Raw genomic sequence first — 14,811 nt, 5'->3', positions numbered from 1 at the left:
GCGCCCAGGAGTACGACATGAGTGCCGTGATCAAAGACGCCTCCCTGCAGAACGACAAACCTCTGGTCAGCCTGCGCAACCTGAACAAGCACTACGGCGACTTTGCCGCCGTCGACAACATCTCGTTGGACATCAAGGACGGCGAGTTCCTGACCTTCCTCGGCTCCAGCGGCTCGGGCAAAAGCACCACGCTGTCGATGCTCGCCGGCTTCGAAACCCCAAGCAGCGGCGAGATCCTGGTCAACGGTCAGTCGTTGGTCAACGTGCCGCCGCACAAGCGCGACATCGGCATGGTGTTCCAGCGCTATTCGCTGTTCCCGCATTTGTCGGTGCGCGACAACATCGCCTTTCCGCTGGCGATCCGCAAACTCGCCGCCGCCGAACGTGACAAGCGTGTCGATGCGATGTTGAAGCTGGTGCAACTGGAACAATTCGCTCATCGCCGCCCTTCGCAACTCTCTGGCGGGCAACAGCAACGCGTCGCCATCGCCCGCGCGCTGGTCTACGAGCCACGCATTCTGTTGATGGACGAACCCCTCGGAGCGCTGGATAAAAAACTGCGTGAAGACTTGCAGGATGAACTGCGCCAGCTGCATCGGCGTCTGGGCATCACCATCGTCTACGTGACCCACGATCAGGAAGAAGCCATGCGCCTGTCGCAGCGCATTGCGATTTTCAGTCACGGCAAGATTGTGGGTTTAGGCAGCGGTTATGACCTGTACCAGAATCCGCCGAACGCGTTTGTCGCGTCGTTCCTCGGCAACTCGAACTTCCTCAAGCTCAAGGCGCAAGGCAATGCGGCGGCTTCGTTTGAAGGACAGTCATTGTCGATTCGACTGACCGCCGGGTTGCACACCGATCAGGATGTGCTGCTGATGGTGCGTCCGGAAAAGGCTGTGGCGCTGAGCGTGCAGCAGGCGAGCGACGAGCCGTTGGCGGCGGGCTGGAATGAGGTGTCGGCGCAGGTTGTGGAGGTGTTGTTTCTTGGTGAGAGCCAGACGTGCAGCGTGGTCACTTCGGGTGGGACTTCGATGACGGTCAAAGCGTTGTCGGCGGCGGGCATGCCGCTCAAGGCTGGCGACCCGGTGCGAGTGCGCTGGGCGACGGCGGATGCCTGTGTCTACAGCGAATGGGCTGAAAGCGACCTCAACAAAGCCGCCGGTTCTCACTGACAATCCGTGAAGGAGCTGCATTTCAACTGTGGGAGCGAGCCTGCTCGCGAATGCGGTGCGTCATTCAACGTTAATGCTGACTGACACGGCCTCTTCGCGAGCAGGCTCGCTCCCACAGGGGCCGGTGGTGTTCAGTTGATCGGAGTGAACCCTTCGATTTCGTCCGGCCACGCCGTTAGGATCTCGAAGCCGGTGTCGGTCACCGCGACCATATGCTCCCACTGCGCCGACAAGGAGCCATCCTTGGTCAGCACCGTCCAGCCGTCCGGCATGTTCTTCACATGGCGCTTGCCGGCATTGAGCATGGGTTCGACGGTGAAGATCATCCCCGCCTTGAGCTTCAGGCCCTGATTGGGGAACCCGTAATGCAGGATCTGCGGTTCATCGTGGTAGACCTTGCCAATGCCATGCCCGCAATACTCGCGCACCACGCTGAAGCCTTCTTTCTCCGCCAGACTCTGGATCGCATGGCCGATGTCACCCAGCGTCGCTCCGGGACGCACCCTGCGAATGCCGGCGCACATGGCGTCGTAGGTGGTCTTGATCAGGTGTTGCGCCTCAGACGACGCCGTGCCGACCACGTACATGCGGCTGGTGTCGCCGAACCAGCCATTCTTGATTACCGCGATGTCGAGGTTGACGATGTCGCCATCCTTCAGCGGCGTGCCCGACGGGATGCCGTGGCACACCACGTCGTTGACCGAGGCGCAGACGGTTTTCGGGAAGCCGTGATAACCGACGTTAGCCGGAATCGCTTTCTGCACATTGACGATGTAGTCGTTGCACAGGCGATCCAGTTCATCGGTGGTCACGCCCGCCTTCACATGCGGTACCAGCATCGCCAGCACCTCGGCGGCCAGCTTGCCGGCAGCGCGTGACTGAGCGATTTCGGCGGGGGTGTTGATCTTGATCTGGTTTCTCATGCGCTGACGGCTTCCTGAGTCAGTTGGTGCAGATCCAGCCCGCCGTTCTGTACGGCGCGGATCAGCAAGCGGCAAATGGCGCTGTGGTCGAGGTTGGGGTGCAGTTCGGCAAGCATGCCGATGCGCATCCAGTGCTCGGCCTGCGCGTTGATCGAGCGGCTGAGCGCGGTGCTGGAGATGCGCAGGTTCTCGTGCATGTCTTCAGAAATCTTTACGATGCCCATATCCAAATCCAATACGAAGTGTATATGGATCGTATATTAGACAAGCCTGGCGCCGAATTGCAAATACACTCCGCAAACCTGCTGACATAACCGTGTAGGAGCTGCCGCAGGCTGCGATCTTTTGATCTTGCTTTTGTTTATAAAAACCAAAATCAAAAGATCGCAGCCTGCGGCAGCTCCTACAGGGTTTGGTGTCGGCTTGGGGGAAACATGCCGAATTTCAGGCAAAAAAAAGCTGCCCAAAGAGGCAGCAAATACTTTAAGAACACGCGATGTATTGGGTTCAGGATAGACGCCGGATAATGACAGTGTCATGACAGCCAACCCTTCACTGAAGCGCCCCTGCCCCGTCATCAGGATGTCATCAACCGCACCGCAAAATCCTCGCAAACCGTCTTGAGCCTTCGACGGACGCTTTGCAGGGATTCCCATGAAACAAGACGCCTCGCTGTTTGCCGCCATCGACCTGGGTTCGAATGCGTTTCGCCTGATGATCGGCCAGTCGGTACGCAGTCGACAGGGCTTGATGATTCAGGAGGTCAAAACCCTGCGTGAGCCGGTGCGACTGGCCGAAGGTTTCGAAGGCGGTGCTCTGGACGCGCTGGCGCTGGATCGGGGCTGGCAGGCGCTGGCGCGGTTCGGCAAGAAACTGCGCGGATTCGAGGCCGGCAAAGTGCGGGCCGTGGCAACCAGCGCGGTACGCGAGGCCGACAATGCGCAGCTGTTTCTGCACAGCGCCGAACGTCATCTGGGTTTTCGCATCGATGTCATTTCCGGCCATGAAGAGGCGCAACTGGTCTATGCCGGCGTCGCCCATTCCCTGCCGGATGCAGAAGACATGCGGCTGGTGGTCGACATCGGTGGTGGTTCCACCGAGCTGATTCTCGGCCAGGGGTCGCAGCCGCTGCTCACCGAAAGCATCGCCATCGGCAGCGGCACCTTGGGCGCACGCTATTTCCCTGACGGGCGCATCGCGCCCGGTGCGCTGCAGGAAGCCGAACGCGTGGCGATCCTGCAATTCGAAAAAGTCGCCCGCCGCTACCGCGCACAGGGCTGGCAGCAGACCATTGGCTCGTCCGGCACGGCGCGGATGCTGGCGAAAGTGCTCAAGGCCAATCGCTTGAACGACTTCGGCCAGGATGGCATTACCTATGGTGGGTTGTTGCGCTTGTCGCTGTTGCTGCTGAAGGTGAAAAACGTTCAGCAGTTGAAGCTGGCAGGTTTGCAGCCGCATCGCCAGAGCATTTTGCCCGGCGGATTGGTATTGATGCTGGCGGCGTTCAAGGCATTCGGGATTTCGCAGATGGTGCCGTCGGAACCGGGGCTGCGCCTGGGTGTGCTGCATGGTTTGATGAGCCGGCACTGATACCCTACACACTCCAGTGTGGGAGCGGGCTTGCCCGCGAAGGCGGAGTGTCAGTCGAGAATTATTCAGCTGACACTCCGCTTTCGCGAGCAAGCTCGCTCCCACAGGGTTTGGTGGGTGTCTGCTCAGGCCAGTTCTTTGCGCAGTTGCCGGGCAGCGGCAACCATATGCACCAGCGCCGCCTCAGTCTCCGGCCAGCCACGGGTTTTCAAGCCGCAATCCGGGTTGACCCACAACCGCTCGGCCGGAATCCGCTGCGCTGCCTTGCGCAGCAAATTGGCCATCTCCGAAGCATCGGGAACGCGTGGCGAGTGGATGTCGTAGACACCCGGGCCGATCTCGTTCGGATAGGCGAAGGCTTCGAAGGCGTCGAGCAACTCCATGTCCGAACGCGAGGTTTCGATGGTGATCACGTCGGCATCCATCGCAGCGATGGACTCGATCACATCGTTGAATTCGCTGTAGCACATGTGGGTATGAATCTGGGTCTCGTCACGCACCCCCGAGGCGCACAGGCGGAACACTTCAGTGGCCCAGTCCAGATAATGCTGCCACTGCGCGCGGCGTAGCGGCAGACCTTCGCGGAAGGCGGCTTCGTCGATCTGCACGATCTTGATTCCGGCGGCTTCCAGATCCACCACTTCGTCACGGATCGCCAGCGCCAGTTGCCGCGCCTGCACCTCACGGGACACGTCTTCACGGGGGAACGACCACATCAGCATGGTCACCGGGCCGGTCAGCATACCTTTCATGACCTTGCCGGTGAGGCCCTGAGCATAGCGGATCCAGTCCACGGTCATGGCTTGCGGACGGCTCAGATCACCGAAGATCACTGCCGGTTTCACACAACGTGAACCGTAGCTCTGCACCCAGCCAAAACGGCTGAACACGTAGCCGTCGAGTTGCTCGGCGAAGTACTCCACCATGTCGTTGCGCTCGGCTTCTCCGTGCACCAGTACATCGAGGCCCAGTTGCTCCTGGATCTCCACAGCGTGACGAATTTCGCTGTACATGGCTTCGGTGTATTCGGCTTCGCTGAGCTTGCCTTGCTTGAACGACTGACGCGCCAGACGAATCGAGGCGGTCTGCGGAAACGAACCGATGGTGGTGGTCGGGAACAGCGGCAGGTCGAGGCCGGCGCGCTGCTTGGCGATGCGCTGGGTAAACGGCGATTGGCGCTGGCTGTCCTGCGCTGTTATGGCCGCCACACGGGCCTGCACCGCCGGTTTGTGAATACGTGGCGAGGCGGCGCGACTGGTCTGTACCGAGCGGCTTTGGGTCAAGGCGCGGAGCACTTTTGGTGACTCAGGCTCGTTGACGGCCTGAGCCAGCACGGCGACTTCTTCACACTTCTGCACGGCAAACGCCAGCCAGCTTTTCAGCTCGGCATCGAGCTGGTCTTCGCGGCTCAGGTCCACCGGACTGTGCAGCAGCGAACAGGACGGCGCGACCCACAACCGATCACCCAATCGCTCATGCGCATGCTGCAAAGTCGCCAGCGCATGTTCCAGATCGCAGCGCCAGACATTACGGCCATTGACCAGGCCCAGCGACAACACTTTGTAGGCCGGCAGGCGATCAAGAATGGTCGGGTACTGTTCCGCTGCACGCACAAGATCGATGTGCAACCCATCGACCGGCAGGTTGGCGGCCAGGCCGAGGTTTTCTTCCAGACCACCGAAGTAAGTGGCGAGCAGCTTTTTCAACGGATCGCGCTGGATCTGGTTGTACGCACGCTCGAAAGCGTTCTTCCATTCCTGCGGCAGGTCGAGCACCAGAATCGGCTCGTCGATCTGCACCCATTCCACACCGAGTGCGGCGAGGCGCGCGAAGATCTGCCCGTACAGCGGCAGCAGGCGGTCGAGCAATTCCAGCTTGTCGAATTCGGCGCCTTTGGCCTTGCCCAGCCATAGATAAGTCAGTGGGCCGATAATCACCGGTTTGACGTTATGGCCGAGGGCACGTGCCTCTTCGACTTCTTCGAACAACTGTTCCCAACCGAGCTGGAACTGTTGATCGGCGCTGAATTCCGGGACCAGATAGTGGTAGTTGGTGTCGAACCACTTGGTCATTTCCTGAGCGTGTGCACCGCCGCAGCAGCTGTCGCTGACACCACGGGCCATGCCGAACAGGGTCTGCAGCGTGGCTTTGCCGTCGTGCGGACGGAAACGCTCGGGGATCACCCCGAACATCAGCGAGTGAGTCAGCACCTGGTCGTACCAGGCGAAATCGCCCACCGGCAGCAGCTCGAGGCCAGCGTTTTTCTGCAAGTCCCAATGGGCCTTGCGCAACTCGCGGCCAACGTCACGCAGGCCGGCCTCGTTCAGTTCTCCTTTCCAGAACGCCTCTTGCGCTTTTTTCAGTTCGCGGTCGCGACCGATGCGCGGAAATCCGAGGGAATGGGCCAGTGCCATGACAAACAACTCCAATGTCTTGTTGATGGCGGCCATTGTCGGGATCAGGCACTGGTGAGACAAACTCATTTTAATCTTGATGATCACAAGTTTCCCTCATGATCGAATGTCACCTGTATGCCCGCTGAAAACATGTTTTGCCCTGCAGGATATTCATCCGCGAATCAAGCTGGCGAGCGCGGTCACGACGCCCTTTGAATACTCAATGGCGCCTTGATGTAAACCCTCTGAAACCGCGCCGTTGCAGGCTTCGATTCTGTTCTATGGTTAGATCGAAATGGCAGTATCTGCGGCTGACTAATGGTTGCGACAGATCCTGTCTGCGCCTATGTTGCACGCGAGCTTTTCCCCGCGAATGGAACGCGATCAACACCACTACAAGAGGTGAAGAAATGTCAAAGGATTCACGCCCTGCCGTACTTGGGCTGATCGGCAACACGCCGCTGGTACAAGTTACCCGCTTCGATACCGGCCTCTGCACACTGTTTCTCAAACTGGAATCACAAAACCCCGGCGGCTCGATCAAGGACCGCATCGGTCTGGCGATGATCGACGCCGCTGAACGCGATGGGCGCCTGCAACCAGGTGGCACCATTGTCGAGGCCACCGCCGGCAATACCGGTCTGGGTCTGGCACTGGTCGGCCGGGCCAAGGGCTACCGCGTGGTGCTGGTGGTGCCGGACAAGATGTCCACCGAGAAAGTCCTGCACTTGAAAGCCATGGGCGCCGAAGTGCACATCACCCGCTCGGACGTCGGCAAGGGCCACCCCGAGTATTACCAGGACGTCGCCGCCCGCCTGGCGAAAGACATTCCCGGCGCGTTCTTCGCCGACCAGTTCAACAACCCTGCCAACCCGCTGGCACACGAGTGCAGCACCGCACCGGAGATCTGGGCGCAGACCGAACATGATCTGGACGCGATCGTGGTCGGCGTCGGTTCCGCCGGCACCCTGACCGGGCTGAGTCGCTTCTTCAAACGCGTACAGCCGGATCTGGAAATGGTCCTCGCCGATCCGGTGGGTTCGGTGATGGCGCAATACAGCCGCGACGGCACGATGCCGACGCCCGGTTCGTGGGCGGTGGAAGGCATCGGCGAAGACTTCATTCCGTCGATCACCGACCTCAGCAGCGTGCGCCACGCTTACTCGATCAGCGACGAAGAAAGCTTCGATCATGCCCGTCAGTTGCTCAAGGCCGAAGGCATTCTCGGGGGTTCGTCCACCGGCACCTTGCTGGCTGCCGCGCTGCGTTATTGCCGCGAACAGACCGAGCCCAAACGCGTGGTCAGCTTCGTCTGCGACACCGGCACGCGCTATCTGTCGAAGGTCTACAACGACCAGTGGATGACCGATCAGGGCCTGTTGCAGCGCAAACGCTATGGCGACCTGCGCGATCTGATCGCCCGACGTTTCGAAGACGGCCGCGTGATCAGCGTCGGCCCCGACGACACCCTGCTGACCGCGTTCCAGCGCATGCGTCTGGCGGATGTCTCACAACTGCCGGTGCTGGTTGAAGGCAAACAACTGGTCGGCGTGATCGACGAATCCGACATCTTGCTCGCGGTGCACGAAGACGCCGCGCGCTTCAGTCAATCGGTGTCCAGCGTGATGACCGACAAACTGCAAACCCTCGCACCTGGCGCCCATCTCACCGAGCTGGAAGCGGTGCTCAGTCGCGGCCTCGTGGCGATCATTGCCGACGCTTCGGGCTTCCACGGTCTGATTACCCGCACCGACATGCTCAACCAATTACGGAGATCCCTCGCATGAGTCAGCACGACGATAAATCCCAAGGCTTCGCGACCCGGGTGATCCACGCCGGGCAAACGCCTGACCCGACCACCGGTGCGCTGATGCCGCCGATCTACGCCAACTCGACGTACCTGCAGGACAGCCCCGGCGTGCACAAGGGCTTTGACTACGGGCGCTCGCACAACCCGACGCGTTTTGCGCTGGAACGCTGCGTGGCGGATCTGGAAGGTGGCACCCGCGCGTTCGCGTTCGCTTCCGGGCTGGCGACCATTTCCACCGTGCTCGAACTGATCGATGCCGGTTCGCACGTGATCTCCGGCAATGACCTGTACGGTGGCACATTCCGCCTGTTCGACAAGGTACGCCAGCGCAGTGCCGGACACCGTTTCAGCTACGTCGATCTGACTGACCTGGCGGCGTTCGAAGCGGCGCTGCAGGACGACACGCGCCTGGTGATTGTCGAGTCGCCGACCAACCCGCTACTGAGCCTGTCGGATCTGGCCGCGATTGCACGGATCTGCCGCGCACGCGGGATCATCAGCGTTGCCGACAACACCTTCGCCAGCCCGTATATCCAGCGCCCGCTGGAGCTGGGTTTCGACATCGTGCTGCACTCGACCACCAAGTACCTGAACGGTCACTCCGACGTGATCGGTGGTATCGCAGTAGTCGGCCAGAATGCCGAACTGGCGGACAAACTCGGCTTCCTGCAGAACGCAGTTGGCGCGATTTCCGGGCCGTTCGATGCATTCCTGACGTTGCGCGGGGTGAAAACCCTGGCGCTGCGCATGGAACGTCATTGCAGCAACGCACTGGAACTGGCCAAGTGGCTGGAGCAGCAGCCGCAGGTCAAACGCGTTTACTACCCAGGCCTGCCGTCGCACCCGCAGCACGAGTTGGCCAAACGGCAGATGCATGGTTTTGGCGGGATGATTTCGGTGGATCTGAACAGTGATCTGGAGGGTGCACGGCGCTTTCTGGAAAACGTGAAGATCTTCGCGCTGGCCGAAAGCCTCGGCGGCGTCGAAAGCCTGATCGAGCATCCGGCGATCATGACCCACGCGACCATTCCCGCGGAAACCCGCGCAAAACTGGGCATCGGCGATGGCCTGGTGCGTCTGTCGGTGGGCGTGGAAGACCTCGAAGACCTGCGCGCCGATCTGGCGTATGCGCTGACGAAAATCTGATCCTGCAACAACGACAAAGCCCGCAGTGATGCGGGCTTTGGTTATTCGAGTAGGCGGCCAGTGCTGGTCTCTGGCTTACAAGGTTTATCGGGCCTCTCACAGTACAAAAGCAACCATGGAAAAAGAACGGTGCTTTGCTGCCTCACACGGCATAAGGGCTGGATCTCAGCGCGGAGATCTTTCTAACCGTGTACCCTTCGGAACGCGCCCCACGTCCCCTTGCTATCCGCTTGCGCATCAGTCTGCGTCTTCGCCTACACCTTTGAGGCTAGCAAACGCCATCGGCTGATGGGTGAGTGTTTTTAGACTGATTTCCTTTCTGCGCCCCCTTGCAAGGAAGCGAAAAGACTATCGGCTTCACGGCTCACTAGCACATTTGTGCTAATCGACCGCCCCGCCCCCCGGCGCTATATTCCCTCGCAACCCCCGATGTTCCCCAACATTGCCACTGTGCAGTGCGCGGGATGGTTGTGCCTGGAAATCAGAACAACACCAAGGAAGAAGCACCATGAAACTGCATTCCAATCTGTGCAAAGTGGCCATTGTCGGCGCCCTGATGCTGGGCGCCAGCGGTTGCCAGACTGCCAAACCCACCGAAGCCAGCATGAAAGAACGGGCCCAGACCGTCATCGGCAAACCGGTGTCGAAAATCGACAACATCCGCAGCGACAGCACCCTCACCTACTACACCGCGTATACCTCGGCCGGCGAGTACAACTGTGAGTTGCCCAGCGGCGCGATTATCGCGGTGGCGAGCATGGGCATCATGACTCCGCCGCTGTCTTGCCTGCCCAAAGGTGCCTCACCGATCCCCGTTCAGTAATTGATTTCTCCGGTAAAGGACGACGTTCATCATGAAAATCCTGATCGCTACTCTCACCCTCACCGCCCTCGCCCTGACCGGCTGCGCCACGCCCAAACAGTGGGAAGCCACCGGCGGCAGCAAGAACGACGGCGTGGTTCAGGTTTCCTACGAACTGGGCCAGTTCGAAAGCGGCCAGACCAACGCCGCGCAAGGCCTGACTGTGGCGATGGAGCGCTGCAAGACCTGGGGTTACAAGAACGCCGAGGTGACCGGTTCCGAGAAGAACATCTGCCGCACCATGGGCCAGTTCAACTGCCTGCAAACCACCATCACTCAGGACTACCTCTGCAAGCGTTGAGTCAAACCTGCTCGGCCGGCTCGGTTTGCCGGTCGCGCAGGCTGCGCAAGGTCGCGCGCAGCTCGGCCGGGCGTACCGGTTTGGACAGGATGGCAATTTGGCGGTCGTGCAAGGCCGCCTGTATTTTCTCGATGTCATGCCCGGTGATGATCATCGCCGGCACCGCAAAACCACGCTGGCGCCGCACCTCGTCAATGCACTCGATGCCCGTGGAATGTGGACCCAGATCGTAATCGGCGACGATGATGTCGCAATCGGTGACCAGCCCCTGCCCGCTCAATTCGCCTTGCACCACGCAGCCCCAGCGCTCGAGCAGCGCCGAGGTCGCCAGCAAGACGTTGCGATCATCCTCCACCAGACACACCTTCAGCCCGGTCAACAGGCCGGCCTGCCGCACATCGTCACGCATGACCGGCAACTGCGGCGCCACGGCCACCGGCAAGCCATACAGGGAGACCGCCGTGCCGCGCCCAAGCTGCGAGCGCAAGGCCACATCGACGCCGATCAACTGCCCCAGACGCTTGACGATCGACAGCCCGAGGCCGACGCCTTCCACGTCCTTGTCGCGCACCTGACGCACTCGATAAAACTCCTCGAAGACCTTCGGCAGATGCTCCTCGGCAATGCCGTTGCCACGGTCATAAATCACGATGGCCAGCCCGGTGCCACGCTTGCGCACGCCGATCAGTACCGGGCGTTGCGCGCCGTATTTGAAGCAATTGGAAAGCACGTTCTGCACCATGGTCGCGAGCAACGCCGGATCGCTCTGTGCCCAGTGCTGGCACGGACGCAGGCGCAATTCCACACCGGCCCAGCGTGCCGCCTCGGCGTTCTGGCGGATCAGGTCGGCCAGCCACTCGCCCAGATTGAACACCTGCAACCTGGGCAGGACGCGCCCGTTGTCGAGGGTGTAGAGGTCAAGAATCGAACGGAACAACTGCGAGACGTTGAGCAGCGACCGGTCAATGTTGTCGACCAGTTGCCGCTCCTGCTCGCCCAGCCGCGATTCACGCAGGCACGCCGTGAACAGACCGATGGAGTGAATCGGCTGGCGCAGATCGTGGCTGGCCTGGGCGAGAAACCGCGACTTTTCCAGATTGGCTGCGACGGCTTCTTCAGAGGCCTTGCGCGTGCGCTCCAGCAGCAAGTGCGCGTAGAACGGAATCACCGTGCTGGTGAGCATCAACATCAGCACCATGTACGGTTGCGCCTGCCACACCGGCGTCAACCGATAGACTGCCAGCAGCGCCAGCAACGCCAACCCCGTGGCAATCGCCAGATAGCGCGAGCCATAGCGCATACCGTTGCCCAGGTTGACCCAGATGATCACCGCGTACAGCGGCAACGCCGCTTCACCGCCGAGCACCAGGCCGAAACAGGTGCCGGTGTAATCGTGGACCATGCCGAAAATCCGCCGCGCCGGGTAATGCCCGGGCCAGCGCGCAATGGCCTGGCGCAAGCCAATCGACGCCAGCAGAAACAGCGCGATGTAGACCACCACCGGCAGATAGGTAGCGAAGCGTTGACCCGGCAACACGCCGAGCACGCCAATGTAAACCATGGCAATGCTGGCGATGATGATGCGCAGATTGGCCTGATCCAGCTCGGTGTTTTTTTCGAACTTCATGGGCAACGTCCTTGTGCGACAGTCGTCAGAATCAGCACCGGCCAGCAGGCAATCCGCGTCTGCGGTGCTAAGGTGCATGCCGTAAACCACGCCTGATCCAGGGAGGGTCACGCCATGACCGGCCGAATCATCATAGCCGACGATCACCCGATGTTTCGCGAAGCCATGCGGCGCACCGTGCAGCGCCTGCTGCCCGAGGCGACTATCGAGGAGGCCGGCGATCTCGACGCCGTGCTGGCCTTGCTGCCCGCCGGCAACGAGCCGGACACGCTGATTCTCGACCTGCGTTTCCCCGGCCTGACCTGCATCAGCCAACTCGCCGCGCTGCGCCAAAAACTGCCACGCACCACATTGATCGTAGTGTCGATGGTCGACGACGAGACATTGATCGGTGAGGTGATGGCGGCCGGCATCGACGGCTTCATCGGCAAGAACATCGCCCCGGATGAGATCGGCCAGGCGATTCTGGCGATCCGCGAAGGCGAAGTGTTGGTCAGGTTCGCCCCTTCCGGGTTGCTGCCACTGGAGACCGGCACCGCCCTCACCCCGCGTCAACAGGATGTGTTGCGGTTGATCGCCCAAGGCAAGACCAACAAGGAAATCGCCCGGGAGCTGGATATTTCGCCATTCACCGTGCGCATCCACGTGTCGTCGTTGTTGCGCACGCTCAATGTGCCGTCGCGGGCAGCCGCTGCGGTGAAGTATTCGGGAGGCAGTGGCGCAATTTAAATGAACCCTGCGGGCTTGGGCTCACCTAACTGAAAGACCATCAGGAGGTAGCCCATGCAAATTGAACCCGTCTGGATCGTACTCGCCGTCGTTCTTGTGATCATTGAACTGTGGGCGATCAACAGGGTGCGCAAGAGCGCAGGCAAAGGCAGCAATAAAGGCGTGTGGATTATCGCCATCGTGTTCCTGCCCTTGTTTGGCCTGATTGCCTGGGCACTGGCCGGCCCGAAACACGTTACGCAGGATTGATACAACAAAAACCCCTGTAGGAGCTGCCGCAGGCTGCGATCTTTTAACTTTCAAGATCAAAAGATCGCAGCCTGCGGCAGCTCCTACAGGGAATGCAGCGTTTACGGATCAACCTGCGCCATCAACTCCGGCACCGATTCCGGCCGTTTCGCGTAACGCTGCGCCAACACTGCACAGACCATCAATTGAATCTGATGGAACAGCATCAGCGGCAGGATCAACACGCCAATCGTGCTGCCGGCAAACAACACCTGCGCCATCGGCACGCCAGTGGCCAGACTCTTCTTCGAACCGCAGAACAAAATGGTGATGCGGTCTTCCTGGCTGAAACCGAACGCCTTGCCCAGCAAGGTCGACGCCAGCAAAACCAGCGCCAGCAAGATGCAGCAAACCACCACCAGCCCCAACAGATCGACCAGCGGAATCTGGTGCCAGATACCTTCGTTGACCGCCTCGCTGAACGCGCCGTACACCACCAGCAGAATCGAACCCTGATCGACAAACTTCAGCCAGTTTTTGTTGCGGCCGACCCACGCACCGATCCAGCGCCGAGCGATCTGCCCGGCAATGAACGGCAGCAGCAGTTGCACGCTGATCTTCAGAATCGCATCGACGGTCGAACCGCCGTCACCTTGCACGTTCAGCAGCAGCGTCACCAGCAACGGCGTGAGGAAGATCCCGAACAGGCTCGATGCCGCCGCACTGCAGATCGCCGCCGGAATATTGCCCCGGGCCAGCGAAGTGAAAGCAATCGCCGACTGCACGGTGGCCGGCAACGCACAAAGGTAGAGCATGCCCATGTACAGCTTGTCGCCGATCAGCGGTGACAGCAGCGGTTTCAATGCCAGACCGAGGAGCGGGAACAGCACAAAGGTCAGGCCGAACACCAACAGGTGCAGGCGCCAGTGGCCGGCACCGGCGATGATCGACTCACGCGAGAGCTTGGCGCCATGCAGGAAAAACAGCAGCGCGATGGCGATGTTGGTCAGCCAGCCGAACCCGACCGCGACCTGACCGCTGGCCGGCAGGAAACTGGCCAGCAGCACGACGCCGATCAGGGTCAGGGTGAAGTTGTCGGGCAGGAATCTTGGTCGGGTCATGGGTCTGTTCATCCGGGGGTTGCCAGTACGTGACTGCGACTCTAACGTGAGCAGAAATTACCGACTAACGCCGAAGAGCCAACAGATGCCGCCTAAAGGACACGAGAAAAGCTTCCGGCGCAGCATTCCCGGGCTGCCGAGCCTGCCGCGTGCGCTGTACGGGCGCACCGAATCGCTGCCCAATCGCGCGCTGACCCGACGTCACAGTCACCCGTGGGTGCAATTGTCGTACGCGATTCAGGGCGTGCTTGAGGTGCAGACCAGCGTCGGGCGTTTCGTCGCGCCGCCAGAGCGTGCGGTGTGGATTCCGGCGGGCGTGCCGCACCGAGTGTTCAGCTCGCCGCACACCGAAATGCGTAGCCTGTATATCGATTGCAGCGTGGCCGGCTGGGCGCTTGAGCGCTGTCATGTGCTGGGCGTCAGCGACCTGCTGCGCGAGCTGATTCGCGCCTTCAGTTTGGTCCCGGTGGAATACGACGAGAGTGGCGCGCATGGCCGGTTGGCCCAGGTGATCCTCGATCAACTGGCCGAGGCGCCGCAGATCGACCTGATGCTGCCACTGCCGCAGGACAGCCGTCTGCGGCAGATCTATCAAAGTCTGGAGCAACATCCGGAACAGCAGACCACACTGAACCATTGGAGCGAAAAATTCGGTGTCACCGAGAAAACCCTCAGCCGACTGTTTTTACGCGACACCGGCCTGACCTTCCGCGCCTGGCGTCAGCGCTTGCGTCTGTTGGGCGCGCTGACCCCGCTGGAACGCGGCGAACGGGTCACCGACGTGGCGCTGGCCTGCGGTTATGACTCGACCTCTGCGTTCATCGCAGCCTTCCGCCAACAGTTTGGCGAGACACCGGGGGAATTTTTTCGCTGAGTTTTGTCGATATTTATCGAATTAGCACATGC

The 14,811-nt window shown here is 60.7% G+C and carries 15 protein-coding genes; 9 read left to right on the top strand and 6 right to left on the bottom strand.

Annotated elements, in window-relative coordinates:
* The first annotated feature begins 17 nt into the window (after positions 1 to 17).
* The gene (locus tag ACYZUM_RS08190) at positions 18 to 1,172 is read left to right on the top strand and encodes an ABC transporter ATP-binding protein (RefSeq protein WP_108182457.1); all 1,155 of its coding nucleotides are present in this window, start codon (positions 18 to 20) and stop codon (positions 1,170 to 1,172) included.
* Between the two features lie 131 nt (positions 1,173 to 1,303).
* Here the strand turns inward: ACYZUM_RS08190 and map are convergent, their stop codons facing one another.
* The 3 genes from map to ACYZUM_RS08175 are packed head-to-tail and all read right to left on the bottom strand — an operon-like array spanning position 1,304 to position 2,751.
* A complete protein-coding gene (gene map / locus ACYZUM_RS08185; protein ID WP_108182456.1) occupies positions 1,304 to 2,095 on the bottom strand; it encodes a type I methionyl aminopeptidase in 792 nt (263 codons plus the stop codon).
* Entirely contained in the window at positions 2,092 to 2,319 is a 228-nt protein-coding gene (locus ACYZUM_RS08180) for a ParD-like family protein (protein ID WP_041062571.1), read from the bottom strand. Before ACYZUM_RS08180 ends, map begins: the two co-directional genes overlap by 4 nt.
* A gap of 36 nt (positions 2,320 to 2,355) precedes the next feature.
* Positions 2,356 to 2,751, bottom strand: coding sequence for a hypothetical protein (locus ACYZUM_RS08175; RefSeq protein ID WP_142580081.1), 396 nt, complete (start codon positions 2,749 to 2,751; stop codon positions 2,356 to 2,358).
* Here ACYZUM_RS08175 and ACYZUM_RS08170 point away from each other — a divergent pair.
* Entirely contained in the window at positions 2,750 to 3,685 is a 936-nt protein-coding gene (locus ACYZUM_RS08170; RefSeq protein ID WP_108182455.1) for a Ppx/GppA family phosphatase, read from the top strand. The genes ACYZUM_RS08175 and ACYZUM_RS08170 overlap by 2 nt on opposite strands.
* Before the next feature lie 125 nt (positions 3,686 to 3,810).
* On the opposite strand, the gene metE is transcribed toward ACYZUM_RS08170, so the two are convergent.
* The gene (gene metE / locus ACYZUM_RS08165; RefSeq protein WP_108184383.1) at positions 3,811 to 6,099 is read right to left on the bottom strand and encodes a 5-methyltetrahydropteroyltriglutamate--homocysteine S-methyltransferase; all 2,289 of its coding nucleotides are present in this window, start codon (positions 6,097 to 6,099) and stop codon (positions 3,811 to 3,813) included.
* A gap of 392 nt (positions 6,100 to 6,491) precedes the next feature.
* Here metE and ACYZUM_RS08160 point away from each other — a divergent pair, with 392 nt between their 5' ends.
* From ACYZUM_RS08160 to yecR, 4 genes are all read left to right on the top strand, one after another.
* Positions 6,492 to 7,868, top strand: a complete 1,377-nt coding sequence (locus ACYZUM_RS08160) for a pyridoxal-phosphate dependent enzyme (RefSeq protein WP_108182454.1) — start codon at positions 6,492 to 6,494, stop codon at positions 7,866 to 7,868.
* On the top strand, positions 7,865 to 9,037 hold the full coding sequence (locus tag ACYZUM_RS08155; protein ID WP_041062583.1) for a cystathionine gamma-synthase: 1,173 nt from the start codon (positions 7,865 to 7,867) through the stop codon (positions 9,035 to 9,037). Before ACYZUM_RS08160 ends, ACYZUM_RS08155 begins: the two co-directional genes overlap by 4 nt.
* A 508-nt stretch (positions 9,038 to 9,545) precedes the next feature.
* Positions 9,546 to 9,860: a hypothetical protein gene (locus ACYZUM_RS08150; protein WP_041062586.1), complete on the top strand. Its 315-nt coding sequence runs from the start codon at positions 9,546 to 9,548 to the stop codon at positions 9,858 to 9,860.
* Between the two features lie 31 nt (positions 9,861 to 9,891).
* On the top strand, positions 9,892 to 10,200 hold the full coding sequence (gene yecR / locus ACYZUM_RS08145; RefSeq protein ID WP_027613060.1) for a YecR family lipoprotein: 309 nt from the start codon (positions 9,892 to 9,894) through the stop codon (positions 10,198 to 10,200).
* A gap of 1 nt (position 10,201) precedes the next feature.
* Here the strand turns inward: yecR and ACYZUM_RS08140 are convergent, their stop codons facing one another.
* Complete coding sequence (locus ACYZUM_RS08140; protein ID WP_108182453.1) at positions 10,202 to 11,827, bottom strand: ATP-binding response regulator; 1,626 nt, start codon at positions 11,825 to 11,827, stop codon at positions 10,202 to 10,204.
* Positions 11,828 to 11,941: 114 nt separating this feature from the next.
* On the opposite strand from ACYZUM_RS08140, the gene ACYZUM_RS08135 reads away from it, so the two are divergent.
* Entirely contained in the window at positions 11,942 to 12,556 is a 615-nt protein-coding gene (locus ACYZUM_RS08135; protein ID WP_108182452.1) for a LuxR C-terminal-related transcriptional regulator, read from the top strand.
* Between the two features lie 54 nt (positions 12,557 to 12,610).
* Positions 12,611 to 12,805, top strand: a complete 195-nt coding sequence (locus tag ACYZUM_RS08130) for a PLDc N-terminal domain-containing protein (protein WP_041062599.1) — start codon at positions 12,611 to 12,613, stop codon at positions 12,803 to 12,805.
* Between the two features lie 101 nt (positions 12,806 to 12,906).
* Here ACYZUM_RS08130 and ACYZUM_RS08125 read toward each other — a convergent pair whose 3' ends face one another.
* The gene (locus ACYZUM_RS08125) at positions 12,907 to 13,905 is read right to left on the bottom strand and encodes a bile acid:sodium symporter family protein (protein ID WP_108182451.1); all 999 of its coding nucleotides are present in this window, start codon (positions 13,903 to 13,905) and stop codon (positions 12,907 to 12,909) included.
* Positions 13,906 to 13,990: 85 nt separating this feature from the next.
* Here ACYZUM_RS08125 and ACYZUM_RS08120 point away from each other — a divergent pair, with 85 nt between their 5' ends.
* Entirely contained in the window at positions 13,991 to 14,779 is a 789-nt protein-coding gene (locus ACYZUM_RS08120; RefSeq protein ID WP_108182450.1) for an AraC family transcriptional regulator, read from the top strand.
* The last annotated feature ends 32 nt before the right edge of the window (positions 14,780 to 14,811 follow it).

It is taken from the genome of Pseudomonas sp. m6p (assembly GCF_055760375.1).
The sequence above is the reverse complement of the archived record's forward strand: the minus strand, read 5'-3'. Positions and strand labels throughout refer to the sequence as shown.